The sequence below is a fragment of the Actinophytocola sediminis genome (assembly GCF_054779715.1).
Map to the genome: position 1 here is coordinate 49,115 of NZ_BAAGXS010000028.1, position 22,977 is coordinate 72,091.

Annotated in this window: 19 protein-coding genes; 9 read left to right on the forward strand and 10 right to left on the reverse strand. The window is 71.1% G+C overall.

Annotated features, from left to right (window positions below):
• Window positions 1-13 precede the first annotated feature (13 nt).
• The 4 genes from ACYVIP_RS17980 to ACYVIP_RS17995 all read left to right on the forward strand — a co-directional run bounded on the left by ACYVIP_RS17980 (window position 14) and on the right by ACYVIP_RS17995 (window position 4,382).
• Window positions 14-709, forward strand: a complete 696-nt coding sequence (locus tag ACYVIP_RS17980; protein WP_460397646.1) for a methyltransferase domain-containing protein — start codon at window positions 14-16, stop codon at window positions 707-709.
• A gap of 176 nt (window positions 710-885) precedes the next feature.
• The gene (pabB, locus tag ACYVIP_RS17985; RefSeq protein WP_460397648.1) at window positions 886-2,877 is read left to right on the forward strand and encodes an aminodeoxychorismate synthase component I; all 1,992 of its coding nucleotides are present in this window, start codon (window positions 886-888) and stop codon (window positions 2,875-2,877) included.
• A complete protein-coding gene (locus ACYVIP_RS17990; RefSeq protein WP_460398199.1) occupies window positions 2,877-3,911 on the forward strand; it encodes a nitronate monooxygenase in 1,035 nt (344 codons plus the stop codon). The genes pabB and ACYVIP_RS17990 overlap by 1 nt, the downstream gene beginning before the upstream one ends.
• Window positions 3,912-3,941: 30 nt before the next feature.
• On the forward strand, window positions 3,942-4,382 hold the full coding sequence (locus ACYVIP_RS17995; protein ID WP_460397650.1) for a VOC family protein: 441 nt from the start codon (window positions 3,942-3,944) through the stop codon (window positions 4,380-4,382).
• Window positions 4,383-4,464: 82 nt separating this feature from the next.
• Here the strand turns inward: ACYVIP_RS17995 and ACYVIP_RS18000 are convergent, their stop codons facing one another.
• Entirely contained in the window at window positions 4,465-5,166 is a 702-nt protein-coding gene (locus tag ACYVIP_RS18000; protein WP_460397652.1) for a hypothetical protein, read from the reverse strand.
• 246 nt (window positions 5,167-5,412) lie between these two features.
• On the opposite strand from ACYVIP_RS18000, the gene ACYVIP_RS18005 reads away from it, so the two are divergent.
• Genes ACYVIP_RS18005 through ACYVIP_RS18015 form a run of 3 tightly spaced genes read left to right on the forward strand, consistent with a single transcriptional unit; the run spans window position 5,413 to window position 8,909 of the window.
• Window positions 5,413-6,756 (forward strand): pyridoxal phosphate-dependent decarboxylase family protein, encoded by a 1,344-nt coding sequence (locus ACYVIP_RS18005; protein ID WP_460397654.1) that lies wholly within the window; start codon window positions 5,413-5,415, stop codon window positions 6,754-6,756.
• 9 nt (window positions 6,757-6,765) lie between these two features.
• Complete coding sequence (locus ACYVIP_RS18010) at window positions 6,766-7,650, forward strand: putative RNA methyltransferase (RefSeq protein WP_460397656.1); 885 nt, start codon at window positions 6,766-6,768, stop codon at window positions 7,648-7,650.
• A gap of 11 nt (window positions 7,651-7,661) precedes the next feature.
• Window positions 7,662-8,909 (forward strand): Gfo/Idh/MocA family protein, encoded by a 1,248-nt coding sequence (locus ACYVIP_RS18015; protein ID WP_460397658.1) that lies wholly within the window; start codon window positions 7,662-7,664, stop codon window positions 8,907-8,909.
• A gap of 37 nt (window positions 8,910-8,946) precedes the next feature.
• Here the strand turns inward: ACYVIP_RS18015 and ACYVIP_RS18020 are convergent, their stop codons facing one another.
• The 4 genes from ACYVIP_RS18020 to ACYVIP_RS18035 all read right to left on the reverse strand — a co-directional run bounded on the left by ACYVIP_RS18020 (window position 8,947) and on the right by ACYVIP_RS18035 (window position 13,751).
• Window positions 8,947-10,422 (reverse strand): beta-N-acetylhexosaminidase, encoded by a 1,476-nt coding sequence (locus ACYVIP_RS18020; RefSeq protein WP_460397660.1) that lies wholly within the window; start codon window positions 10,420-10,422, stop codon window positions 8,947-8,949.
• 250 nt (window positions 10,423-10,672) lie between these two features.
• Window positions 10,673-11,488, reverse strand: a complete 816-nt coding sequence (locus tag ACYVIP_RS18025; protein ID WP_460397662.1) for a carbohydrate ABC transporter permease — start codon at window positions 11,486-11,488, stop codon at window positions 10,673-10,675.
• Window positions 11,485-12,459, reverse strand: coding sequence for a carbohydrate ABC transporter permease (locus ACYVIP_RS18030; RefSeq protein ID WP_460397664.1), 975 nt, complete (start codon window positions 12,457-12,459; stop codon window positions 11,485-11,487). Before ACYVIP_RS18030 ends, ACYVIP_RS18025 begins: the two co-directional genes overlap by 4 nt.
• A complete protein-coding gene (locus tag ACYVIP_RS18035) occupies window positions 12,456-13,751 on the reverse strand; it encodes an extracellular solute-binding protein (protein ID WP_460397666.1) in 1,296 nt (431 codons plus the stop codon). Before ACYVIP_RS18035 ends, ACYVIP_RS18030 begins: the two co-directional genes overlap by 4 nt.
• 346 nt (window positions 13,752-14,097) lie before the next feature.
• On the opposite strand from ACYVIP_RS18035, the gene lpdA reads away from it, so the two are divergent.
• The gene (gene lpdA / locus ACYVIP_RS18040; protein ID WP_460397668.1) at window positions 14,098-15,483 is read left to right on the forward strand and encodes a dihydrolipoyl dehydrogenase; all 1,386 of its coding nucleotides are present in this window, start codon (window positions 14,098-14,100) and stop codon (window positions 15,481-15,483) included.
• 19 nt (window positions 15,484-15,502) lie between these two features.
• Here the strand turns inward: lpdA and ACYVIP_RS18045 are convergent, their stop codons facing one another.
• A complete protein-coding gene (locus ACYVIP_RS18045; RefSeq protein ID WP_460397670.1) occupies window positions 15,503-17,383 on the reverse strand; it encodes a propionyl-CoA synthetase in 1,881 nt (626 codons plus the stop codon).
• A gap of 270 nt (window positions 17,384-17,653) precedes the next feature.
• On the opposite strand from ACYVIP_RS18045, the gene ACYVIP_RS18050 reads away from it, so the two are divergent.
• Complete coding sequence (locus ACYVIP_RS18050; RefSeq protein ID WP_460397672.1) at window positions 17,654-19,495, forward strand: serine/threonine-protein kinase; 1,842 nt, start codon at window positions 17,654-17,656, stop codon at window positions 19,493-19,495.
• Between the two features lie 75 nt (window positions 19,496-19,570).
• Here the strand turns inward: ACYVIP_RS18050 and ACYVIP_RS18055 are convergent, their stop codons facing one another.
• The 4 genes from ACYVIP_RS18055 to ACYVIP_RS18070 are packed head-to-tail and all read right to left on the reverse strand — an operon-like array spanning window position 19,571 to window position 22,860.
• Window positions 19,571-20,782, reverse strand: coding sequence for an ABC transporter permease (locus ACYVIP_RS18055; protein WP_460397674.1), 1,212 nt, complete (start codon window positions 20,780-20,782; stop codon window positions 19,571-19,573).
• A complete protein-coding gene (locus ACYVIP_RS18060) occupies window positions 20,770-21,459 on the reverse strand; it encodes an ABC transporter ATP-binding protein (RefSeq protein ID WP_460397676.1) in 690 nt (229 codons plus the stop codon). Before ACYVIP_RS18060 ends, ACYVIP_RS18055 begins: the two co-directional genes overlap by 13 nt.
• 4 nt (window positions 21,460-21,463) lie before the next feature.
• A complete protein-coding gene (locus tag ACYVIP_RS18065) occupies window positions 21,464-22,687 on the reverse strand; it encodes a peptidoglycan-binding protein (protein WP_460397678.1) in 1,224 nt (407 codons plus the stop codon).
• Window positions 22,684-22,860 (reverse strand): hypothetical protein, encoded by a 177-nt coding sequence (locus tag ACYVIP_RS18070; RefSeq protein WP_460397680.1) that lies wholly within the window; start codon window positions 22,858-22,860, stop codon window positions 22,684-22,686. Before ACYVIP_RS18070 ends, ACYVIP_RS18065 begins: the two co-directional genes overlap by 4 nt.
• Between the last annotated feature and the right edge of the window lie 117 nt (window positions 22,861-22,977).

Genomic DNA, 22,977 nt, shown 5'->3' on the forward strand with positions numbered 1-22,977 from the left:
CACCATGGCCGGCATGTCGAACCTGCTGGCGGTACTTGACGCGATCGACGGCCTTCCCTGGGCCACCGACCTGCGCAACCGGACTTACGAACTCCTCGGCGACGTGCGCGGGCAACTCGTGGTCGACGTTGGCTGCGGCGGCGGCCGGGCGGTGGCCGAGCTGGAGGAGCGCGGCGCGGTCGCGGTGGGCGTCGACGTCGACTCCGACATGCTCGCGGCGGCGCGCGAGCGGTGGGCCGGGGCGGACTTCCGGCCGGGCAGCGCGCTGGCGCTGCCGTTCGCGGACGGAAGCGTCGCGGGCTACCGGGCGGACAAGGTGCTGCACGTGCTGGAACGGCCGGTGGACGCCCTGCTGGAGGCCCGACGGGTGCTCGCGCCCGGCGGCCGGGCCGTGCTGGTCGGGCAGGACTGGGACGCCATCGTCGTCGACGCCGACGACGCCGAGACCACCCGGCGGGTGCTCGCGGCCAAGGCGGACACCATCGCCTCGCCCAGGGCGGCGCGGGCCTACCGGAACCTGTTGCTGGACGCGGGTTTCAGCGACCCGGTGGTCGAGGTGCACACCGCGGTGCACACCGACTCCTCCGGGCTTGCGTTGCTGGCCAGGCTCGGTGCGCCGGAGCACTGGCTGGCCGAGCAGCGGGACCGGGCGCGGCGTGGTCGGCTGTTCGTCGCGCTACCGCTGTTCTTGGCTGTCGCTCGGCGCTGAGGTTCGCCCGCATCGAGCCGTGGTCGAGTGATGTTGTCTGGCCTCCCGGCGACCCGCACCATGGAACCATCCTGGCCGGTGACGGGAGCGGTGGCCCACGTCATCGGCCAGTCCCACGCCCAAGTGTGGTCCGGATCCTTGCGCGACCACCGGCGATCGGTCAGGCTCCGTGCTTGATGCGCACCCTGATAGTCGACAACTACGACTCGTTCACGTTCAACCTGTGCCACCTCGTCGGGTCCGTCACCGGTGTGCGGCCGGTCGTGGTGCGCAACGACGAGCCGGGCTGGGCGCTTGGCGACCTCGCCGACTACGACAACGTGATCATCTCGCCGGGGCCCGGCCGGCCGGAGCGGGTCGCGGACTTCGGCAGGTGCGGCGACATCATCCGCGCGGCGACCATCCCGCTGCTCGGTGTCTGCCTTGGGCACCAGGGGATCTGCCACGCCTACGGCGGCGAGGTCGGCCCGGCGACCGAGGTGCGCCACGGGTTGGTCTCCCGGATCACGCACACCGGCGATGGCATCTTAGCCGGCTTACCCTCGCCGTTCGACGCGGTCAGGTACCACTCGCTCGCCGTGCACCGGTTACCCGGCGAGCTGACGGGCCTCGCGACCGCGGAGGACGGCGTGCTGATGGCCGTTGGGCACCGTTCCCGGCCGCAGTGGGGGGTGCAGTTCCACCCGGAGTCGATCCGGACCGACCACGGACACCGCCTGCTGGCGAACTTCCTCGGCACCCGCGGCCGGATCACCGCGGGCACCCGGCCGGCCGCGTTACCGGCGCCCACGTTGCACCACCGGCGGATCGCGGTGGACGTGGACGCCGAGGCGGTGTTCGACGCGCTGTACCGGGAGTCCGCGTGGGCCTTCTGGCTCGACAGCGCGGGCGGCGGGCGGTTCTCCTTCCTCGGTGACGCCAGCGGTCCGCGCGCCAGGGTGGCCACCGCCGACGTCTCCGCCGGGGAGGTCACCGTCCGCTCGGCCGCCGGCGACACGGTCGTCACCGGATCCTTTGTGGACTGGGTGGCCGCCGATCTCGCCGCGCACCCGAGCACCCTGCCGCCCGGCCTGCCGTTCGACTTCGCGCTGGGCTGGGTCGGCTACCTCGGCTACGAGCTGAAAGCCGAGTGCGGGGCGGACAACGCCCACCGCGCCGAGCAGCCGGACGCGGCGATGATCTCCCCGGACCGGGCGGTCGTCATCGACCACCAGGAACGCACGGTCCACCTGCTCGCCTTGGCACACAACGACAATCTCGCCTGGCTGGCGGACACCGAGGCCACCCTGCGCGGGCTGCGGCCACTGCGCGACGACCCGGCCGTCCCCGAGCTCGGCGAGTTACGGCTACGGCACGAGCGGGCCGAGTACGAGCGGCTGATCGCCAGGTGCCAGCAGGAGATCACCGCCGGCGAGAGCTACGAGATCTGCCTCACCAACCAACTCGTCGCCGACGGCAAGCTCGACCCGTGGCCCGCCTACCGCCGGTTGCGCCGCCAGCACCCGGAACCGTTCGCCGCGCTGCTGCGCCTCGGCGAGCGCAGTGTGCTCAGCGCGTCCCCGGAGCGGTTCCTGCGGGTGTGGCCCGACGGGCTCGTCGAGTCGCGACCGATCAAGGGCACCCGGCCGCGCGGTGACTCCGAAGTAGACGATCAGCGGCTGCGGGCAGAGCTCGCGGCGAGCGCCAAGGACCGGGCGGAGAACCTGATGATCGTCGACCTGGTGCGCAACGATCTCGGCACGGTCGCCGAGTTGGGCTCGGTGACCGTGACCGAGCTGTTCGCGGTGGAATCGCATCCGACCGTGCATCAGCTCGTGTCCACGGTCCGTGCGCGGCTGCGCGCCGACCGGGGCGCGGTGGACTGTGTGCGGGCGGCCTTCCCCGGTGGATCCATGACCGGAGCACCCAAGATCCGCACGATGGAGATCATCGACCGGCTCGAGGGTGGCCCTCGGGGCGTGTACTCGGGCGCGTTGGGGTACTTCTCCGCGAACGGCGCGGCGGACTTCAGTATTGTCATCCGTACGCTCGTGGTCGAGCCGGACAGAGTGTCCTACGGCATCGGTGGTGCGATCATCGCACTGTCCGAACCGGACAGCGAGGTCGCCGAGACCGCGGTGAAGGCCACCCCGCTGCTCAGGCTGTTGGACCAGGAGTTCCCTGAATGATCCTTGACGAGTTGTCCCAACCGATCGTGCAGGCGCCGATGGCCGGTGGCGGGTCGACCCCCGAGCTGGCCGCCGCCGTGTCCAACGCGGGCGGGCTCGGCTTCCTCGCCGCCGGCTACCGCACCGCGGACGCCGTCCGCGCGCAGATCGGCGCCACCAGGGAGCTGACCGGCAAGCCGTTCGGGGTCAACATCTTCGTCCCCGACACCTCCACTGTGGACGGCAAGGCGCTCGCCGGCTACCGGGAGCGGCTGGCCGCCGAGGCGCGGCGCTACCGGGTGACCCTGGCCGACCCGTCGGACGACGACGACGGCTGGACCGGCAAGCTCGCGCTGGTGCGCGAGGAGCGGGTGCCGGTGGTCAGCTTCACCTTCGGCTGCCCGGATCCGACGGTGCTGAGCGAACTGCGGGAGGCCGGCTGCGCCACCGTGGTCACGGTGACCTCCGCCGGCGAGGCGCTGACCGCGGCCGCCGCCGGCGCGGACGCGTTGTGCGTGCAGGGCACCGAGGCCGGTGGTCACCGGGGCACCTTCCACAACACCGACCCGATCGACGACACCGCGCTGCTTCCGTTGCTGCGCAAGATCTCCGCCGCGGTGACCGTGCCGCTGATCGCGGCCGGCGGGCTGTCCGGCGGCCGGGACGTGGCCGCCGTGCTCGTCGCCGGCGCGCGGGCGGCGCAGCTGGGCACGATGTTCCTGGCGTGCCCGGAGGCCGGCACGAACCCGCCACACCGGGCGGCGCTGGCCGGCGAGCGGCCGACGGCGGTGACCCGCGCGTTCACCGGCCGGCCGGCGCGCGGGCTGGTCAACCGGTTCATCACCGAACACTCCTCGGCCGCGCCGGCCGCCTACCCGCACGTGCACCACCTGACCAAGGGGCTGCGCCAGGCCGGCGACCCGGAGGCGATGTCGCTGTGGGCGGGCCAGGCGCACGAGTTCGCCAGGGAGATTCCCGCCGCCGACCTGGTGGCCGAACTCGGCGCCGGGGCGCGCGCCGCGCTCACCGAGGCCGCGCGCCGCTGGCCGGCGTGAATTGTCGGACCCCTGAGCTAGCCTGGATTCATGCAGGTCACATGGGGTTTGGCGATTGACTGCGCCCATCCGGGCGAGTTGGCGAAATTCTGGTCGTTCGCGCTCGGCTATGTCGAGATGCCGGTGCCGGCCGGCTACGCGACCATGGCCGACTGGTTGACCGAGCTCGGTGTCCCGGAAGAGGAATGGGACGACGGCGCGTACCTGTCCGACCCGGACGGCACCGGGCCGACGTTGTCGTTGGTCAAGGTGCCCGAGGGCAAGGTGGTCAAGAACCGGGTGCACATCGACCTCAAGGTGGGCGGTGGCCGGCAGACCCCGTGGGAGCAGCGGTGGCCCAAGGTACTCGCCGCGGTCGAACGGCTGACCGCGGCCGGCGCGACGGTCAGCCGCATCGTGGAGGACGACAGTGGGCGCGCCGACCATTACCTGATGGCCGACCCGGAGGGCAATGAGTTCTGCGTGGTCTGATCGGTAGTTCATCCTTCTGTGTACATAGTGGACTTCTGAAATGAGGAATCATTTCGGCCGGTGCTAGAAAGGGCCGTTGAGTTCACCCACACAGCGGAGAGCTAAAAATGAGCCGGTTTCTCATTGCCACCAGAGCGGTTGCCGTCACGGGCTTCGCGGCCGTGGTGTTGTTCGGCGTTACTGGCACCGCCCCCGGTGTTGAGGGGCCAGCGGGAAACACGACGTCGCCGAAGCAGCCGACGACGCTGACCACGACCTCACCGACGTGGACGTCCTCGGAGACCACGACCTCACCGACCTGGACGTCCTCGCAGACGACGTCGCCGACCTGGACGTCGTCGGAGACGACGACCTCGCCGACGTCCTCGCAGACCACGACGACCTCGCCGACGAGGACAACCTCGCAGACGACGACGTCACCGACGACACCGACGACGCCGACCACCACGACGTCGCCGACCACCACGACGACGACCACGCCGACCAAGACGACCACGACCACGACGAAGCCGACGACGACCACCACGTCGCCGACCAAGACCACGACGACTACGACGTCGACGAAGCCGACGACCACCACGACGTCACCGACGACCACGACGACGACATCGCCGACCACGACGACCACGACGTCGCCGACGACCACGACGACCACGTCGCCGACGAAGACCACGTCAACCACCGAGACGACCTCGTCCACGACCTCGTCCAGCACGTCGTCCAGCAGTTCGTCCAGCACGTCGCCGGACAGCTCGACGAGCACCCCGCCGGCCAGCCACAGCACGACGAGCCCGGGCCCGCAGGGCGGCCCGCCGCCCGCCGCCCCCGGACTGGCGCAGACCGGTGGCCCCGTCGGCTGGCTCGTGCTCCTCAGCACAGCCCTGCTCCTCGGCGGCGGCTCGCTCCTGGTCCTGCTGCGCCGCCGCGGCGCTCGCCGCTGACCCACCCGGCCGACCCGCCCAGTTGATCGCGAAGGGCGTCTCCCACCTGCGGGAGACGCCCTTCGCCGGGTCCGTGCGATTGTTGGCCCATGAACGATCTCGCTGGCTGGCTGCGTCAGGGTGTCGAGGCGATCGACGGCTGGCAGCGCGGCTTTCCCGGCTACCAGGAGCATCCCGCCCAGCAGATCGACCCCGACCGCTTCCAGACCGCGTTCGCCGAGCTCACCACCCGGCTGACCGACAACTACCCGTACTTCCACCCCGACTACGCCGGCCAGATGCTCAAGCCACCCCATCCGGTCGCGGTCGCCGGCTACCTGACCACCATGTTGGTCAACCCGAACAACCACGCACTGGACGGCGGCCCGGCCACCGCCACCATGGAACGCGAGGCGGTCGCCGCCCTCGCCACGATGTTCGGCTTCGACGACCACCTCGGCCACCTCACCGGCGGCGGCACCGTGGCCAACCTGGAGGCACTGTTCGTCGCGCGCGAGTCCCACCCGGGCAAGGGCGTGGCGTTCAGCACCGAGAGCCACTACACCCACGCCAGGATGTGCCACCTGCTCGGCCTGACCGGCCACCAGGTGCCGGTCGACGCCGCCGGCCGGATGGACCTCGACGCCCTCGCCGACCTGCTCGCCACCGGCACGGTCGGCACGGTCGTGCTCACCGCGGGCACCACCGCCCTCGGCGCGGTCGACCCGATCCACGACGCGCTCGCCCTGCGCGAGCGCTACGGCGTGCGGCTGCACGTCGACGCCGCCTACGGCGGATTCTTCACCCTGCTGGCCGGCAACGACACCCTCATCGACCCCCGGCCGTGGCGGGCCATCGCGTCCTGCGACTCGGTGGTGGTCGACCCACACAAGCACGGCCTCCAGCCCTACGGCTGCGGCGCGGTGCTGTTCGCCGACCCGGCCGTCGAACGGTTCTACCGGCACGACTCGCCCTACACCTACTTCACCGACGGCGACCTGCACCTCGGCGAGATCAGCCTGGAGTGCTCCCGGGCGGGCGCCGCGGCCGCGGCGCTGTGGCTGACCTTCCAGGTGATCCCGCCGACCATGGCCGGTCTCGGTGAGTTCCTCGCCGCCGGCCGGCGGGCCGCGCTCGCCATGGCCGACCTGCTCGACGACTCCCCACGGCTCGCGCTCTACCAGCGGCCGGAACTGGACATCGTCACCTACTTCCCGCGCCACGACACCCTGTCGGCGATCGACCGCGCCACCGCGCGGATGTTCACCGACGGCATGCGCGACCGGGTCTTCCTCTCCGTGCTCGGGGTGACCGCCGCCGACCTCACCCGCCGCCACCCGACCGTCGTGTCCGATGTGGACCGGACGCGGGTGCTGCGCAGCGTGCTGATGAAGCCGGAGTCCCAGGCCAGGGTGACCCGGTTGCACCAGCGGATCGAAGCACTGGCCGGTTAGGGTCGCCTCGTGCTCACGGACGTGCTGCCCTACCTGGCCTGCCCGCACTGCGCGGCGACCATGACCCTGGCCGGCGCGCAGCTGCGCTGCGCGTCCGGGCACGGGTTCGACCTGGCCCGCCAGGGCTACGTGAACCTGTTGTCCGGCAAGGCGGCGGTCGCCGGCGACACGGCCGAGATGGTGGCCGCCCGCGCCGCGTTCCTCTCCGCCGGCCACTACCGCCCGGTGACCGCCGCGCTCACCGCCGCCGTCACCGCCGCCAGGCCCGTTGTCACCGCCGCCAGGCCCGCTGTCACCGCCGCGGTCACCGCCCCCACGCCCGCCGGGTGTGTCGCCGATTTCGGCGCGGGCACCGGGCACTACCTGGCCGCGGTACTCGACGCCGAACCCGACCTGGTCGGCCTCGCGCTGGAGATCAGCAAACCGGCGCTGCGCCGCGCGGCCCGCGCCCACCCCAACGCGGGCGCCGTCGGCTGCGACGTGTGGGCCGCCCTGCCCATCAGGACCGCGGCGATCTCGTTGGCGCTCAACGTCTTCGCCCCCCGCAACCCCGCCGAGCTTGGCCGGGTCATCGCACCCGGCGGCACCCTGATCGTGGTCTCCCCGACGGTCGAGCACCTGGCCGGACTGGTCACCGACCTCGGCCTGCTGCGGGTGCCGCCGGACAAGGAACGACAGGTGACCGCCGCGCTCGCGGCCGACTTCGAACCGTCCACTCAGGACGTCCAGGAGTTCGAGCTGGAACTGTCCCACGACGACGTGCTGTCATTGGTCGGCATGGGCCCCAGCGCCTGGCACGTCGGTGCGGAAGCGCTGGGGGAGCGGGTGGCCGCGCTGCCGGAACCGGTGCGGGTGACCGCGTCGGTGCTGGTGGCCAGCTATGGGAGGGCATGATGGACCGGCCGGTGACGTACGCGGTGGTTGGCGCTGGCCAGCGGGGCGCTGGCTACGCGGAGTGGATCGCGGCCCGGCCCCGGCTCGCGCGGGTGGTGGCGGTGGCCGAGCCGAGGGACCACCAGCGTGCCGAACTCGCCCGCCGGCACGGCGTGCCGCCAGAACGCGCGTTCCGCTCCTGGCAGGAGCTGGCCGCCGCCCCCCGGCTGGCCGACGCCGCGATCGTGGCCACCCAGGACTCCGACCACGTCGGCCCGGCGATCACCCTGGCGGACAACGGATATCACCTCGTGGTGGAGAAGCCGCTCGCGCCCACCGAGCAGGAGTGCACCGAGCTGGTCCGCGCGGTCGTCGACGCGGGCGTGCTGTTCGCGGTGTGTCACGTGCTGCGCTACCGGCCATACACCCGGCTGGTGAAGTCGCTGCTCGACGACGGCCGGATCGGCGAGGTGATGAGCGTGCAGCACCTGGAACCGGTCGGGCACTGGCACTACGCGCACTCCTACGTGCGCGGCAACTGGCGCCGGTCCGACCAGGCGTCGTTCATGCTGCTGGCCAAGTCCGGGCACGACATCGACTGGCTGCGGCACCTGGTCGGCAGGCCGATCGAGCGAGTGGCCAGTTTCGGCTCGCTGAGCCATTTCCGGCGCTCGTCGCAGCCGGCCGACGCGTCGGACCGGTGTCTGAGCTGCGCGGTCGAGCCGGACTGTCCGTACTCCGCGCAGCGGCTCTACCTCGGCATGGTGCGCGCCGGGCGCACCGGCTGGCCGGTCAGCGTGCTGACCGACCAGGTCACCGAGGACGGCGTGCGCGCCGCGCTGGCCGACGGACCCTACGGGCGGTGCGTCTACGCGTGCGACAACGACGTGGTCGACCACCAGGTGGTGGCGCTGGAGTTCGACGGCGGGGTGACCGCGACGTTCACCATGACCGGGTTCACCCCGCACCTCGACCGCCGCACGCAGATCTTCGGCACCCGGGGCAGCCTGGACGGCGACGGCGAGCGGGTGACCCTGCACGACTTCACCACCGGCGAGACCTCGGTCCTGGAGGTGCCCTCCGCCGGCCAGGACGCGGCCGCTGGCCACGGCGGCGGGGACGACGGCCTGCTGGCGGCGTTCACCACCGCGGTCGCGACCGGCGACCACGCGCACATCCTGTCCGGCCCACACGAGTCGCTGCAGTCGCACCTGGCGGTCTTCGCCGCCGAGCGTGCTCGGCTGTCCGGCTCGGTGGAGGCGGTCGCGCCCGCCGGCTGACCGCGAAGGGCCCGCGCCGGCCCTTCGCGGCGACCGGTCACGGCCAGTCGATCAGCGGGGAGCGGTAGAAGTCGATCCCGAGCTGCGCCCACCGCGGCGCCTGGGCGGCCAGCCGGGTGCGGAAGGACTCCCAGTCGTGGGTCGACCACGGCGACCAGCCGAGCTCGGCCACCGCCGGCAGCCGGGGGAAGGCCATGAACTCGATGTGGTCGCTGGTCTCCAGGGTCTCCGACCACAGCGGCGCCTCGATGCCCAGCACCGCCGACTCCGGCACGCCTTCCAGGTAGTTGCCGGGGTCCCAGCCGTAGGCCTCGTCGACCTCGATGAAGCCCGCCCAGGACAGGCCGAGCGGGGTGTTCTCGTCGTACTTCATGTCCAGGTAGGTCTTGTTCGCCGGCGAGAGCAACACCTTGTTGCCCCGCGCGACCGCGTCGCGCACCAGCGCGTTGGAGTTCGTCGTGCCCCAGTACTGCGGCAGCGCGGAGGTCGACGGCGTGGCCTTGAGGAACTCGTGCCAGCCGGTGACCTTCTTGCCGAGCGACTCGGCGATCGGCAGCACCCGCTCGAAGAACCTGATGTACTCGGGATCGGTGGTCGCGTGCGCCTCGTCGCCGCCGACGTGCAGGTACTCGCCCGGGGTCAGCTCGGCCAGCTCGGTCAGCACGTCCTGGACGAAGGTGTAGGTGATCTCCTTGTCGATGCACAGCGAGCTGAAGCCGACCTCGATGCCGGTGTACAGCGGCGGGGCGACGCCGTCGCAGTTCAGCTCGGCGTAGGAGGACAGCGCGGCGTTCGTGTGCCCCGGCAGGTCGATCTCCGGGATGATCTCGATCTGCTGCTGCGCCGCGTAGGCGACCAGGTCGCGGTACTGCGCCTTGGTGTAGAAACCGCCAGGTCCGCCGCCGACCTCGGTACTGCCGCCGTGGGTGGTCAGCCGGGGCCAGGACTCGATCTCGATCCGCCAACCCTGGTCGTCGGCCAGGTGCAGGTGCAGGCGGTTGATCTTGTACAGGGCGATCTGGTCGAGGTAGCGCTTGACCTCGTCGGGGGAGAAGAAGTGCCGGGCCACGTCGAGCATCGCGCTGCGGTGTTCGAAGCGCGGGTAGTCGACGATCCGGCCGGCGGGCACGGCCCACGGACCGCGTTGTTGCTGGCGGCTCTCGACCTGGGCGGGCAGCAGCTGGCGCAGGGTCTGCACGCCGGCGAACAGGCCGGCCGGGGTGGCGGCGGTGACCTCGATGCCGCGCCGGTCGGTCTCCAGCACGTAGCCCTGGTCGCCGAGCTCGTCGGCGACCCGGCCGAGTTCCAGGGAGATCCGGTTGTCCGCGCCGGCCCGGCGGTCGGTCCGCACCGGCAGCCCGTAGCCGGTCGACGGGCGCAGCACGCCGGCGAGGTAGTCGCCGACACCGCGGGCGCCGCGGTCGACCTCGATCACGGTGGCCGCGGTGATGCGGAACTCACCACCGGCGCGGTCAGGTGTCACCGACACCGGGGTCGGGATCACCTGGGTCATACGGGGCTCCTTGCCTTCGAGCTGAGCAGGCGCGGCTGCCGACGGCGCACCGGCGCCACCAACCGCGAGCGCGGCGACGGCCAGCACCGTCACCGCGCGTCGTCCGGATGCAGGGAGCCTGGACACAGGTCCTCCTAGACGCCGATGAACGTTCCACCCAGGTATAGCCCACCATTGGTCCAGACCACAAGGGCGCGCAGCGAAGGGTCCCATCGCTGCGCCCACCGCAGTGAAGGGACCCTTCGCTGCGTTAACCCTTCAACGCGCCCGCCGTGGCGCCGGCGACCAGTTTGCGTTGGACGATCAGGAAGAACACCAGCGCGGGCAACGCGTAGAGCACCGAGGCGGCCATCACCCCACCCCAGTCCGTGCCGAACACCGTGCGGAACGTGGACAACCACACCGGCAACGTCTGCTTGTCCGAGTCCCGCATGAACACCAGCGCGTACAGGAACTCGTTCCACGCCGTGATGAACGCGAACACCGAGGTGGCCACCAGCCCCGGCCCGAGCAGCGGCAACACGATCCGGCGGAACGCGCCGAACCGGCTGAGCCCGTCGACCATCCCCGCCTCCTCCAGCTCATAGGGAATGCCCTGGATGAACCCGCGCAACGCCCAGACGGTGAACGGCAGCGTGATCGCGAAGTAGACCAACAGCAGCGAGGGCAGCCGGTTGAGCAGCCCGGCGTCCTGCATCAACAGGAACATCGGGATGAACAACGCCTCCAACGGCGCCATCTGCGCGATCAACACCAGCAGCAGGAATCCCCGGCGCCCCCGGAACCGCAACCGGGCCAGCGGAAACGCCGCCAACACCCCCGCGACCAACGCACAGGCCACCGCGCCGAGCGTGACGATCAGGCTGTTGGTCAGGTGGACGGTGAACCCCGGCTGGTTGATCGCGGTGACGAAGTTGTCGAAGGTGACCGACAGCGGGATCAGGTCGTAGTCCGGGGTGAGCAGGTCCCCGGACGGCTTGAACGCGCTGGTCAACATCCAGTACGTGGGGAAGGCGAACAGCACGGCGACGAGCACGCCGACCGTGTTCAGCGCGAACCGCTTCACGACAGGTCGCCCTCCTTGGACCGCAACAGCAACTGCAGGTACCGGATGCTGAGCACCAGCAGCACCAGGATCATCAGCACCGCGATCGCCGACGCGATCCCGAAGTGCCGCCCGGCGATGCCCTTGAGGTAGAGCAGCACCGGCAGCGTGGTGCTCTCCCCGTCCGGCCCGCCCTGGCGGATCGCCCACACCTGCGCCATCACCTTGAAGTCCCAGATCAGCGACAGGAACGTGGCCAGCGTGACCAGCGGCCGGATCGCCGGCCAGGACACGGCCGCAAACGTTTGCCACGCGCTGGCGCCGTCCATGCTCGTCGCCTCGTACAGCTCCTTGGGCGCGCTGAGCAGCCCGGCGTAGATCGTGAAGCAGACGAACGGCACCGCCTGCCAGACGACCAGCAGGCCGATCACGGTCAGCGTGCTGGCGCCGCTGGCGAACCAGGAGTGCCCGGCGAAACTGTCGAAGCCCAGCAGTACGAGGGTCTTGTTCAGGATCCCGTACTGCTGGTCGAAGATCCACTGGAAGACCGTGGTGGTCGCCAGGATCGGCGTCGCCCAGGCCAGCACCAGACAGATCTGCACCGCGACCCGGATCCCGGCCGCCAGGTGGCGCATGAGCAGCGCGAGCAGCAGCCCGCCGACCACCGTGGCGGCCACCACGGCCGCGGTGAACAGCACCGTGCGCAGCGTGACCGTCCAGACCTCCGGGTCGGCGAGCACCGCGCGGTAGTTGTCCAGGCCGATCCAGACGATCTCGCCCCGGACCAGCTCACCGAGGTCCAGCCGCCGGAAGCTGATCGCGACGACCTGCACCGCCGGCCAGCCGAGCAGCACCAGCATGGTGACCACGGCCGGGGTGAGCAGCAGGTACGGGATGGCGCGCTCGCCGAGACCGGCCCGTGGCGACCGGCCGGCGCGCCGCGGCGCCGGCGGGGTCTCCGCCGGCACCACGGGCAGTGCGGTCGTGGTCATGCGCCGGAGAAGGCGGCGTCCAGTGCGGCGTTCGCGTCGCCGGTCGCGGCGTCAAGGCTCTTTGCGCCGGTCAGGTAGGCGGTCAGCATGTCCTTGAGCGGGTTCTGGCCTGCCTCGATGGTCGCCCAGGTCGGGGTGGCCGGGACCGCCCGGCCGTTCTTCGACGCCTCGGCCATCGCCTTGCTGATCGGGTTCTCCTCGAGCGGCGAGAGGTCGGTCGACGCGCCGGGCACCATGCCGGCCTCGGCGAGCATGCCCTGGTACTTGTCGCTGAGCAGCAGCTTCAGGTAGTCCTTGGCCAGGTCGACGTTCGCGCTGTTGAGCGGGATGGCCAGGTTCGAGCCGCCCTGGAACACCGGCGCGGTCTCCCCGGCGTTCTTCGACGGGATCGGGAACGCGGAGATCTTCGACTTCAGCTCCGGGTGGTCCTTGGTCGCGGTGTCGACCTCCCACGGCAGGCCGATCATCATCGCGACCGCGCCCTGGCCGAAGATGCCGGCCTGCTCGGGGTTCTGCTCGTCGTTGTCCTTGGGCGCGGTGGTGCCGGAGGCCTCGACCAGCTGTTGGTAGAACTCCAGGCCGGCCTTGGCCTCGTCGGAGGTCAGCGTGGCGGTGAACTCGGTGCCGTCCTGCTTGGCGATGTCGCCGCCCTCGTCGTAGATGAACGACAGCAGGGCGTACCAGTTCTGCCCCGGCAGGTACAGCGGCTGGAAGTTCGGCGTCGTGGCGAAGGTGGCCCTGAGCTTGGCGATCGCGGCCAGCCACTCCTCACGGGAGGTCGGCGGGGCGGTGATGCCGGCCTGCTCGAACATGTCCGTGCGGTAGATGATCTCGCGGTTGGCGGCGTAGAACGGCGTGGAGTACTGCTTGCCGTCCCACTCACCGGAGGCCTTGAGGCTGGCCAGCCACTGGTCGCCGTTGAGGCTGTCAATGTCCCCGCTGAGGTCGGTCAGCACGCGCTCGGACGCGATCGCCGGCGCCTGGGTGTTGCCGAGCTCGATGATGTCCGGCGGGTTCTGGCTGGCCAGGGCGGTGGTGAGCTTGTCCTGGATGCCGTTCCACTCCTGGACCTCGAACTTGACGGTGACGTTCTCGTTGGCCTGCTCGAACTCCTTGTGCAGCGCCGTGGTGAGGGGTTCTGGCGCCGAACCGTTCATCAGCCACACGGTGAGCGTGCGCGGCTCGCCCTCGGCCGCGTCGCCGCCCGTGTCGGTGCCGCCAGAACCGGCGCAGCCCGCGGTAACCAGGGCGATGCTGGCGACGCCCACCATCGCCTTCATCCAGCGCTTCACGTCATTCCGTCCCTTCGTGCCCGAGATCCTGGCCCCCGCACCAGTGGTTTAGACCTACTGGTTTAGACCAATGGGAGAACTTTGGGCCTGTGATGCGTCGCTGTCAAGGAACGTGCGGAAGACGTTGTAAAAGGGACGGGAAATCCCGCCGCCGCACCGAGTTCCGTCCATTTCCAACCATTCGTGCGGCGGTCCGGGGAACTTCCAACCGTCGGCTAGCACGCCTCGGCCATGTCCGCCAGCGTCGAAGATCGACATGTGGACAACCGGAACACCTGTGGACAAGTGCCCCCAGTCACGCCCGCTCGCCGGTCCTCGCGCGGGCCGGCGGATTAGGGTGGAGCCCGTGAGCACACATTTCAACGTCGTGGTTCTTGGTGCCGGTCCCGGTGGGTACGTCGCGGCCGTACGCGCCGCGCAGCTCGGGCTGTCGGTCGCGGTCGTCGAAGAGCGCTACTGGGGTGGGGTCTGTCTCAACGTCGGCTGCATCCCGTCGAAGGCGTTACTGCGCAACGCGGAGCTGGCCCACTTGTTCCACAACGAGCAGAAGACCTTCGGCATCAGCGTCGAGGGCGAGGTGCGGTTCGACTTCGGCGTCGCGCACGCCCGCAGCCGCACCGTCGCCGACGGGCGGGTCAAGGGCGTGCACTACCTGATGAAGAAGAACTCGATCACCGAGTTCGACGGCCGGGGCACGTTCACCGGACACAACGCGCTGCGGGTGAACGACCAGGAGATCACCTTCGACAACTGCGTCATCGCCACCGGCGCGTCCGCCAAGCTGCTGCCCGGCACGTCGCTGTCGGAGCGGGTGGTCACCTTCGAGGAGCAGATCCTCACCGACCAGCTGCCCGGCAGCATCATCATCGCCGGCGCGGGCGCGATCGGCGTCGAGTTCGCCTACGTGCTCGCCAACTACGGGGTGGATGTCACGATCGTCGAGTTCCTCGACCGGCTGGTGCCGCTGGAGGACCCCGAGGTGTCCAAGGAGCTGGCGCGCCACTACCGCAAGCTCGGCATCACCGTGCTGACCGCCACCCGCGTCGAGTCGATCGACGACTCCGGCGACCAGGTCACCGTCGAGGTCTCCGCCGGCGGCGAGCGCAAGACGCTCAAGGCCGACAAGGTCATGCAGGCCATCGGTTTCCAGCCCAACGTCACCGACTACGGCCTGGAGAACACCGGGGTCGCGGTCACCGACCGCGGCGCCATCGACATCGACGGCCGCGGTCGCACCAACGTCGAGCACATCTTCGCGATCGGCGACGTCACCGCCAAGCTGATGCTCGCCCACACGGCCGAGGCCATGGGCATCATCGCGGCCGAGACGATCGGCGGCGTGGAGACCATGGAGCTCGACTACCGGATGATCCCGAGGGCCACGTACTGCCAGCCGCAGATCGCGAGCTTCGGCTACACCGAGGAGCAGGCTCGCGAGGCCGGCTTCGACGTCAAGGTGGCCAAGTTCCCCTTCACGGCCAACGGCAAGGCCCACGGTCTTGGCGACGCCCGCGGCTTCGTCAAGCTGCTGTCGGACACCAAGCACGGCGAGCTGCTCGGCGGCCACCTGATCGGCCCGGACGTCACCGAACTGCTCCCCGAGCTGACGCTGGCCCAGCAGTGGGACCTGACCGTGCACGAGGTGGCCCGCAACGTGCACGCCCACCCCACCCTCGGCGAGGCCGTCAAGGAGGCCGTCCACGGCCTGGCAGGTCACATGATCAATATGTAGCGCGGTCGCCGGGTGGCGGTCAGGTCTGGCCGCGCAGCACCGGCCGCAGGGCGTCGAGCACCGCGGGGTCCTCGATCGTCGAGGGCACCGGCTCGTCGCGGCCGTCGGCGATGCCGCGCATGGTCCTGCGCAGGATCTTGCCGGACCGGGTCTTCGGCAGACCGTCCACAATGGACACGTCGCGGAATGCCGCCACCGGGCCGATCTCCCGGCGCACCGCGGCCACCAGCTCCGCGCGCAACGTCTCCGCCGCGATCGAGGCCCCCGCCTTGAGCACCACGAAACCGCGCGGCAGCTGGCCTTTCAGCGAGTCCCGCACGCCGATCACCGCACACTCGGCCACTGCGGGATGCGCGGCCAGCACGGCCTCCATCGACCCGGTAGACAACCGGTGGCCGGCCACGTTGATCACGTCGTCGGTGCGGCCCATGACGAAGACGTAGCCGTCCTCGTCGATGTACCCGCCGTCGCCGGTCAGGTAGTAGCCGGGATAGCGGGACAGGTAGGACTCGACATAGCGCTCGTCGTCGCCCCACAGCGTCGGCAGTGTGCCGGGCGGCAGCGGCAGCTTGATGGCGATCGCGCCCTCTCGGCCACGCGGCAGCTCCGCGCCGTGCTGGTCGAGGATGCGCACGTCGTAGCCGGGCACCGGCACGCTCGGCGAGCCCGGCTTGATCGGCAGCTCGTCCAGTCCGCGCGGATTCGCCACGATCGGCCAGCCGGTCTCGGTCTGCCACCAGTGGTCCACCACCGGCACCCCGAGGTGCTCGCTGGCCCAGTGGTAGGTCTCCGGGTCGAGCCGCTCACCGGCCAGGAACAGCGTCCGCAGGCAGGACAGGTCGTACCGCCCGAGCTCGACGGCCTCCGGGTCGACCCGCTTGATCGCCCGGAACGCGGTCGGCGCGGTGAACAGCGCCTTCGCCCCGTGCTCGGCGATCACCCGCCAGAACGCGCCCGCGTCCGGGGTGCCGACCGGCTTGCCCTCGTACAGCACGGACGTGGCGCCCACCAGCAGCGGTGCGTAGACGATGTAGGAGTGCCCGACGACCCAGCCGACGTCCGAGGCGGTCCAGAACACCTCGCCGGGGTGGATGTCGTAGACGTTGGCCATCGACCAGGCCAGCGCGACCGCGTGCCCGCCGTTGTCGCGCACCACGCCCTTGGGCTTCCCCGTGGTGCCCGAGGTGTAGAGGATGTAGAGCGGGTCGGTCGCGGCCACCGGCACACAGTCCACCGGCCGCGCGGTGGACATCGCCTCGTCCCAGTCGACGTCCCGGTCACCCAGCGGCCTGCTCGCCTGCGCCCGCCGCAACACGACCACCGCCGCCGGCTGGTGCTCGGTGACCGCCAACGCCTCGTCGATGATCGGCTGGTACTCCACGACCCGCGTCGGCTCGATGCCACACGACGCGGCGACGATCACCCGTGGCTTCGCGTCGTCGATCCTGGTCGCCAGCTCCCGGGGCGCGAACCCGCCGAATACCACGGAATGGATCGCGCCCAGCCGCGCACAGGCGAGCATCGCCACCACCGCCTGCGGCACCATGGGCATGTAGACGATGACCCGGTCGCCCTTGACGACTCCCAGCCCGGCCAGCACCCCGGCGAAGCGTGCCACCTCGTCGCGCAGCTCACGGTAGGTGAACGACGTCTTCGTCCCGGTCACCGGCGAGTCGTGCACGAGCGCGCCCTGCTCGCCCCGCCCGCCGTCGACATGCCGGTCGAGCGCGTTGTGGCAGGTGTTCAACACCCCGTCGGGAAACCACCGGTACAGCGGCGCCGCCGAGTCGTCCAACGCCCGCGTTGGCCGAACGACCCAGTCGACCGCCCCCGCCGCCGCCAACCAGAACTTCTCGGAGTCAACCAAACTCCCCCGATACACGTCCCCATAACTACCCATGCACGCAACCTAGACACCCCAACCCGCGAGTCCAACGCTCCGGACACGCGAGTCCAACATTCCCGTACCAGCGCACACCGACGGTGACCGAACCGTAGTTGTCGGCGACCGCCAGACATTGGAAGACTGATTGCGTGACCGGCCAGTGATCGGCAGGCCAGAGAGCCGCTTCGGGTGTTTCGTCTGCTCCCTGTCGCGGCTCAACATAGGCTGGCTCCGTGGCCCAACGGGCCACACGACGAGTCATCGACAGCGGAGGGAGGGTAGGTCGTGAACTTCCTGGTCAACCTGGGTAGTTCGCTGTTGTCGTTGGCGAACGGTATCTTCTCGCCCGACTTCTGTCCGGGTGACTGGGCCTGGGCCGTGGTGACCGCGGGCGCGCTCATCGGGCTGTTCCCCATGTTCGGGATGCTGCTCATCGCGCTCGTGCGCAAGGGAACCGGCAACACCTACAACGCCGCCACCATCTCGGTCATCGCCGCGGCCGGCGGGTTCTTCGTGTTCCTGATGCCGTGGCTGTTCTCGATGGGTGTCTACGAGGTGTTCCGCAGCATCAACCGCGGCGAGCCAAGCGGGCTGACCGGCGTCGAGGTCGCGTCCACCCAGACCGGCACCTGCTGGACCGGTGCCGAGAGCCTCCACTTCGGCCGCGGCTCGCTGGTCTACGAGGTGCTCATCCACCCGACCGAGAGCGCGCCGATGCTGCTGCTGCGGATCCTCCTGCTGGTGGCTCTGCCCGCGCTGATCTTCCTGTTCATCTGGCTGCAGGCCCGCGCGGCGATGCGCCGGGGCCCGAAGTGGCCAGGCCGGCTGCTGTGGCTGCCGTTCCTGCTGCTGGCGCTCGCGACCGCGATGGTGCCGGCCAACCTGGCGTCCTACCTGTGGCTCGGGTTCCTGCCGATCAGCATCCTGGGCCTGGTGCCGATGCTGGTGGTCGGCCCGCCGAGCTGGTCGGTGATCGAGCGCTCCTACCAGAAGCCGACCCCGCCCCCACCAGCACAACAGCAACAGCAACCCCAACAGCAACAACCCCAACAGCAGCAGCTCGCCAACCGGCCCCCGCCCTACGAGCCGCCGCCACCGATTCCGCCCTACCAGCCACCGGGCCCGGCCAGGACGCCGCCGCCGACCAGGGTCGCCATGCCGCCGAGCGACCCGGAGCCCAACCGCGCCGCGCTCGCCAAGCTCGCCGCCGACCCGGGGCCGCTGCCCTTCGCCGCCGCGGGCGGCCCGCCGAAGCCCGCGCAGCAGACCGGCCTGTGGCAGAACCACGGCGGCCGGTTCCGCAAGATCAAGCCGCTCGGCCAGGGCGGGTTCGGCACGGTCTGGCTCGCCAAGGACACCCAGCTCGACCGCACGGTCGCGGTCAAGCTCGCGCACGCCCCGGACGCGGAGACCGAGGAGCGGATGCTGCGCGAGGCGCGCGCGCTGGCCGCGGTGCACCACCCGCACTGTGTCCGGGTCTACGACATCATCGCCGACACCGACGGCCTCGGCATCGTCATGGAGTACATCGAGGGCCAGCAGCTCGCCGACGCGGTACACGAGGGCGGCGTCCTCGGCGACGTCGCCGCCGCGCGACTGTGGGTCACCATGGCCGGGGCGCTCACCGCCGCGCACGGCAAGGGCGTGCTGCACCGTGATGTGAAACCGGCCAACGTCATCGTCGACCCCGGGGGCAACCCCCACCTGATCGACTTCGGCATCGCCCGCTCCAAGGGCGACTCGACCCTCACCGCCACCGGCATGATGGTCGGCACGCCCGACTTCCTCGCTCCGGAGACGGCCAGCGGCAAGCCGGCGACCCCGGCGTCGGACGCCTGGCAGCTGGCCGCGACGGTCAGCTTCGCGCTGGCCGGCCAGCCCCCGCGCGGGGTCCGCGAGAACGCGATGGCCTCCCTGATGGCGGCCGCCAAGGGGGAGCCGCTGACCCAGCTGCCCCGCCGCAGCGCCCACCTGCGCCTGCTGACCGCGTCCCTGGACAACGACCCCGGCCGGCGGCCGACACTGGCCGCCGTGACCCGGGAGATGAGTGCCTGGCTGAGCCACTCCGGCCAGGCAGCGGAAGGCCCGGTCACCAGAATCGTGCACGGCACCCGCCCGATGCGGTGACGCTCAGCGCGCCGACGCGGTAGCCGGCTGGTTGTGTGGTGGCCCGACGGCGCGTCTCGCGGCCGCGGGTTCGGCTCAGCGCTGTAGTGCGGTTGCCGGCTGGATGCGGGTGGCCTGCCAGGCCGGCAGCACGCCGGCCAGCAGGCCGGCGAGAGCACCGGCGACGGACGCGACCAGCACGGTCGGCAGGTCGACGACCGGTTGCCAGGACCTGGCGAGCGCGAAGGTCACCGTGACCAGCACGCCCGCGCCCGCGCCGAGCAGCCCGCCGAGCCAGCCGAGCACCGTGGTCTCGGCCAGCAGCTGCGCGAAGATGTGCTTCGGCTGCGCGCCGACAGCGCGCCGCAGGCCGAGCTCCGGCGCGCGGGCGTGCACCCCCACCATGGCGGCGATACCGATCGACACCGTCCCGGCGGCCAGCGCGATCAGCGACAACACCAGCGACAGCCGGGCGAGATCGTGATCGACCGCGCGGCGCGGGGTGTCCGGCGGCGCGACCGCGACGAGCAGCCTGGGGTCCTCCGGGGACAGCGCGAGCGCGGCCTGGTCACCGATCAGCGTGGCGGCGCCGGGCGCGGTCCTGATCACGAAGTCCCGCTCGGCGCCGGTGCCGGGCAGCCGCGCGGCCGTGTCGAACGGCATGAGCACGCCGGTCATGGTCTCGGGATGGCGGACCACGTCGTCGTAGATGCCGATCACGGTGTGGGTGCGGTCGCCGACGAACACCGCGACGCCGACCCGGGTGATCCCCAGCTGGTCGGCGACGGCGCTGGACAGCAGCACGACGGGCGCGGCGGTCCGGTCGTGGAACGTGTCGAACGTCCGGCCGAGCCTGATGTTCGGCTCGACCACGTCGAGCGCCCCCGCGTGCAGGCCGAGCACGCGCACACTCGCCGTGTCGGCGGTGCTGTCGGCGGTGCGCCGCACCGGCTGGTCCGGCAACGCGAGGCGGGCGCCCGCCGCCTCGACCCCGTTGAGCGCGGCCAGGCGATCCCGCGCCTGGGTGCTCTGCCAGGCCGGGGTGGCGGGCCCGGCGTGGTCGTCCGCCGGGCGGACGACGACCTCGGTGGCGCGCCGGACGTCGAACTCGTCCGACACCTGCGCGGCCACGGTGGCCGACAGTCCGAGGGTGGCCACGAACGCGGCGGCCGCGAGCATGGTGCCGAGCGCGGTCAGCAGTGACCGCGTGGGATTGCCGGACACGGACAGCCAGGCTTCCCGGACCAGGTCGCGGGTCCGCAGGCGAGGTTGGCCGAGGTCGGGGGGCGCTCGTCTCAGGCGGGGCATTCGGTGACCTCCTCGACCATGCCGTCGAACACGCGCAGGCAGCGCTCGCCGCGTTCGGCGACCGCCGGTTCGTGGGTCATGACCAGCACGGTCAGCCCGTCCAGGTGCAGGTCGGCGAGCAGGTCGAGCACGGTGTCGGTGGTCGCGCCGTCCAGGTTCCCGGTCGGCTCGTCGCAGAACAGCACCCGTGGCCCGGCCGCGATCGCCCTGGCGATGGCGACGCGTTGCCGTTCGCCGCGGGCGAGGGTGTGCGGGTCCACGTGCGCCTGTGGCGTCAGCCCGATCCGGTCGACCGCCGCGGCGGCGAGGCGGCGGCGATCCCTGGGCGACTGGGGGCCGTACAGCATGCCGAGCTCGACGTTGTCCACCACGCCGCGGCCGGTGAGCAGGTGGAACGCCTGGAACACGAACCCGAACAGCTGACCGCGCAGCACCGCGCGCTGGTGCGCGGGCGCGCCGACGGTTTCCGTGCCGGCCACCCGGTAGGACCCGCCGGTCGGCTGGTCGAGCAGGCCGAGCAGGTTGAACAGGGTGGACTTGCCGGCGCCGGACGGGCCGGTGATCGTCAGGAACTCGCCGGGGAACACGGTCAGGTCGGTGTGGTGCAGCGCGTGCACGGCCACGCCGTCGTGGAAGGTGCGGTGCACACCGGACAGGCGCAGCAACGGGTCACGCACGGGCTCACCCCTGAGGGCGGAAATCGGAGCCGACGACCACCTGGGCGCCGTCCTCGACCGAGCGGTCCTGGGGGATCACCTCGACCCAGCCGCCGGCCGACTGGCCGGTGCGCACGGTGATGTCCCTGGTGTGCTGGCCGCCGTCGGTGACCGTGATGAACGTGCCGCCGTCGGGGTGGGAGTAGACCGCCGACACCGGCACGGCCAGCACCGCCGCCGCCTCCAGGCCGGTGGCGAGGGTGATCCGCACGGTGTGGTCGGGTGTCGGGGCCAGTGCCTTGCCGGCGAACGTCAGCCGGATGGGGAAGCCGGTGGTCCCGTCGGCCTCGACCGGTTCGGCGCCGATCGTGCGGACCGTCGCCGTCGCGTCCTGGCCGCGCACCTCGTCCACGACCTCGGCCGCGGTGCCCGCGGCCAACCGCGCGACCTGCTGCTTGTCGGCGACCGCGGTGATCGTCGGCGCGCTGGCGTCCAGGGTGAGCAGCGGCGCGGCCGGGTCGGTCAGGATCGCGCCGACCGTGACCGGGACGGTGGAGATCGTGCGGTCGGACTTGTCGAGGCGCAGGACATGGGTGCGGGGCAGCATCGGGGCGGTCACCGGTTCGGCCATCGGGGCGGGTTGTTGCCCGGGGACGGGTGGGTCGGCCGCTGGGGCCGGTTGCTGGCCGATGACGGGCAGTTCGGGCGCGGTGTAGCCGCGGGAGCGGTAGAACCGGCGGACGGTGTCCTGGGTGTCCGCGTCGAACACGCCGTTGATCGGTACCCGGAAACCGAGCCTGGCCAGGGCCCGCTGCACTTCCAGCACGTCGGGCCCGGCCAGGCCGGCGACGATGTCCCGGTACAGCGGGAACGGCAGTACCAGGCCGATCAGTGGCGCACCGGCGACCTCGACCGGCACGGCGCCCTCGCGCAGTGGGGAACCCTTGCGGGCATACACCGCGGTGACGACCGCCGTCGGGCTCTCGAGTCCGGCGGGGACGGTCAGCTTGATGACCGAGCCGGGCGCCACCTTGCCGCGCAACACGATCGTCTCGGCGAGCACCCGGCGTTCGGTCCGCGCGGTCACCAGCGACGCCTGCGGCGGCGCGGCGTCGGCGACGGCCTGCGCCGGCGACTTCAGCCGTGGCCCGAGGACCGCGCCGAGCGCCACCGCCGAGGCGACCACCGCCACCGCGATGACGATCGTGACCACGGAGCGTCTGCGCCGGGCCTGGTGCGGCTCGGTCATCGATCCACCAGGATGGTGGCTTTTCCGGCAAGCCCATTACATTTCCGGCGATTTGTTCGCCGCGCGTTCTTGGTGTACCCGATCAGGTTAATTTCGCCACTGTGGAACACGTCGACCGAAATCCGGTCGGTCGCGATCGTGGCCGGCGTGTGCTCCTGTTCAGCGTTCGCCATACAGCGTGGCATGCCTGATCACGCCCTTCTGGTGCCGGCGGATGGAGTCGCCCCGCCGGCATCATACGACGGCACACGCGACCTCGCCGGTGCTGGCGATTGCGATTGTTCACCGGA

Bases quoted from the DNA above. Each gene is read 5' to 3' on its own strand.
- ACYVIP_RS18020 (WP_460397660.1), bottom strand. From the start codon at position 10,422: ATGACCCAGGTGATCCCGACCCCGGTGTCGGTGACACCTGACCGCGCC.
- pabB (WP_460397648.1), top strand. From the start codon at position 886: ATGCGCACCCTGATAGTCGACAACTACGACTCGTTCACGTTCAACCTG.
- ACYVIP_RS17995 (WP_460397650.1), top strand. From the start codon at position 3,942: ATGCAGGTCACATGGGGTTTGGCGATTGACTGCGCCCATCCGGGCGAG.
- ACYVIP_RS18065 (WP_460397678.1), bottom strand. From the start codon at position 22,687: ATGACCGAGCCGCACCAGGCCCGGCGCAGACGCTCCGTGGTCACGATC.
- ACYVIP_RS18045 (WP_460397670.1), bottom strand. From the start codon at position 17,383: ATGGGTAGTTATGGGGACGTGTATCGGGGGAGTTTGGTTGACTCCGAG.
- ACYVIP_RS18070 (WP_460397680.1), bottom strand. From the start codon at position 22,860: ATGGCGAACGCTGAACAGGAGCACACGCCGGCCACGATCGCGACCGAC.
- ACYVIP_RS18005 (WP_460397654.1), top strand. From the start codon at position 5,413: ATGAACGATCTCGCTGGCTGGCTGCGTCAGGGTGTCGAGGCGATCGAC.
- ACYVIP_RS18030 (WP_460397664.1), bottom strand. From the start codon at position 12,459: ATGACCACGACCGCACTGCCCGTGGTGCCGGCGGAGACCCCGCCGGCG.
- ACYVIP_RS18055 (WP_460397674.1), bottom strand. From the start codon at position 20,782: ATGCCCCGCCTGAGACGAGCGCCCCCCGACCTCGGCCAACCTCGCCTG.
- ACYVIP_RS17980 (WP_460397646.1), top strand. From the start codon at position 14: ATGTCGAACCTGCTGGCGGTACTTGACGCGATCGACGGCCTTCCCTGG.